This window comes from Ilumatobacter sp., from assembly GCF_049588435.1.
Classification (GTDB): Bacteria; Actinomycetota; Acidimicrobiia; order Acidimicrobiales; family Ilumatobacteraceae; genus Ilumatobacter_A.
Window position 1 is genome coordinate 1 of record NZ_JBAVYV010000379.1, and the last position, 1,870, is coordinate 1,870.

The window sequence follows — 1,870 nt, forward strand, 5'->3', positions numbered from 1 at the left end:
CAGTCCTGGTCGTGACCGGCGAGCACGTCGGCGGCCTTCACGATCTTCTTCACCTCGTCGTGGAGCGGGTTCATGATCGCCGACGTCATGCCAGTGCTGATCGCCATCGCGAGGAACGTGCCGGTGATCCAGTTCCGCTCGGGCAGACCGAAGCTCACGTTCGATGCGCCGCAGGTGGTGTTCACCTTCAGCTCGGACTGCAGACGACGGAGCAGTCGGAAGACCTGTTGTCCGGCCTGGCCGACGGCGCCGATCGGCATCACCAACGGGTCGACCACGACGTCGGACGACGGAATCCCGTAATCGGCGGCACGGTTGACGATCTTGCGGGCGACCTCGAACCGCACGTCGGGATCCTCCGAGATCCCGGTCTCGTCGTTCGAGATCGCGACGACCGCAGCCCCGTACTTCTTGACGAGCGGCAGGACTCGTTCCATCTGTTCGTCCTCGCCGGTGACCGAGTTGATCAGCGGCTTGCCCTGGTACACCGCGCATCCGGCTTCGAGCGCTTCGATGATCGACGAATCGATCGACAGCGGGACGTCGGTGACGGCCTGCACCAGTTGGATCGCCTGTGCGAGGAGCGCGGGCTCGTCCGCGAGCGGGATGCCGGCGTTGACGTCGAGCATCTGCGCTCCTCCGGCGACCTGGGCGATCGCGTCGGCGGTGACCCGGTCGAAGTTGCCGTCCTTCATCTCGGCCGCGAGGAGCTTGCGGCCCGTCGGGTTGATCCGTTCGCCGATCATCACGAATGGCCGGTCGAATCCGATGACCACTTCCTTGGTTGCAGAGCTGATGATCGTGTCGGTCATGTCGTGTCGCTTTCTCCGTCGTTGCCGACGTTGGTGCTGTCGGGGGTGTCTGGGTCGAGGCCGCCGTTGGCGACGAGCCGCTCGAGTCGGTCGCGTGGGTACTCGCCCTCGATCTCGGCGCAGCGTTGGTCGAGTTGGGCCGCCACATCTCCATCGTTCAGTGGACTGGCGGTACTCCGCCACTCCTGGACGTACTCGTGGGTCGTCGTGAGTCCGGCGACGGCGGCTGCTCGGTCGATCGCGTGCTGGAATCTGGCGTGCAGGAGGACCTTGTGCTGGTCGTCGCCCGCGCGAGCGGTCAGTTGGGCGGGGATGTCGCGCCACGAGATCGTGACGATGGTCGGTGTGCCACCGCGCCGGCGACGGCTCGATCGTCCGGAGCTGCGCCGCTCGCGCATCGCTCCCTGGACATCGTCGTCGGTCGTTTCGGATGTTTCGTCGGTCATCGTGTTCCTCGCTTCAACTGCACCATCGCAGGTTCCAATTCTCCGTAACCTGTGCGCTCGAGGACCATCGTCAACCCGAGTCGTTCGGCCGCGACCTCGGCGGCCGCGAGCAGCGACGGGTCGTCGGTCTGGGCGAGGTACACCACCCGCGTGTAGTTGCCGAAGTACATCGGGAGCAGTTCCGGGTGGCGATCGAGACCGAGTCCCTGCCAGACCATCCGGTCGAAGTGCCGCACCAGGAAGTCGGTGAGGTAGAACGACCCGATCTCGGAGTCCTGGATCTCGGCGAAACGGGGCGCGGTCGCGAAGAACTGGTAGCAGTGGGCGCCGTCGAGCATCTCGACGCCTTCCTCGGCGCAGACCTTCTGGAGCAGACCGCCGGTTCCGCAGTCGGCATACGCGACGAAGATCGAGTCGTACTTCGCGGCCTGCTCGCCCAACAGCGACGGATCGTCGACCGGGTCGATGCCGGGCTCGAAGTGAGTGGCCGTTCCGGCCTCGGTGTCGCGGGCGCGACGGATATGGGCGCGCACCAGTTCGGGGATCTCCTTGGGCCGATTGTGCAGCGAGGCGGGGAGGCACTCGATGGTCACACCGTCGAGACCGTTCATC

The 1,870-nt window shown here is 65.8% G+C and carries 3 protein-coding genes; all 3 read right to left on the bottom strand.

What is annotated here, in order from left to right:
- A partial coding sequence (locus WBV89_RS14700; RefSeq protein ID WP_423982104.1) for a dihydropteroate synthase occupies positions 1-812 on the bottom strand: 812 nt, incomplete at its 3' end.
- The gene (locus tag WBV89_RS14705) at positions 809-1,258 is read right to left on the bottom strand and encodes a virulence factor (protein ID WP_423982105.1); all 450 of its coding nucleotides are present in this window, start codon (positions 1,256-1,258) and stop codon (positions 809-811) included. The genes WBV89_RS14705 and WBV89_RS14700, both read right to left, overlap by 4 nt.
- A partial coding sequence (locus WBV89_RS14710) for a DUF1638 domain-containing protein (protein WP_423982106.1) occupies positions 1,255-1,870 on the bottom strand: 616 nt, incomplete at its 5' end. The genes WBV89_RS14710 and WBV89_RS14705, both read right to left, overlap by 4 nt.

Excerpts from the sequence above, each read along its gene's own strand:
- WBV89_RS14705 (WP_423982105.1), bottom strand. The coding sequence starts at position 1,258 with ATGACCGACGAAACATCCGAAACGACCGACGACGATGTCCAGGGAGCG.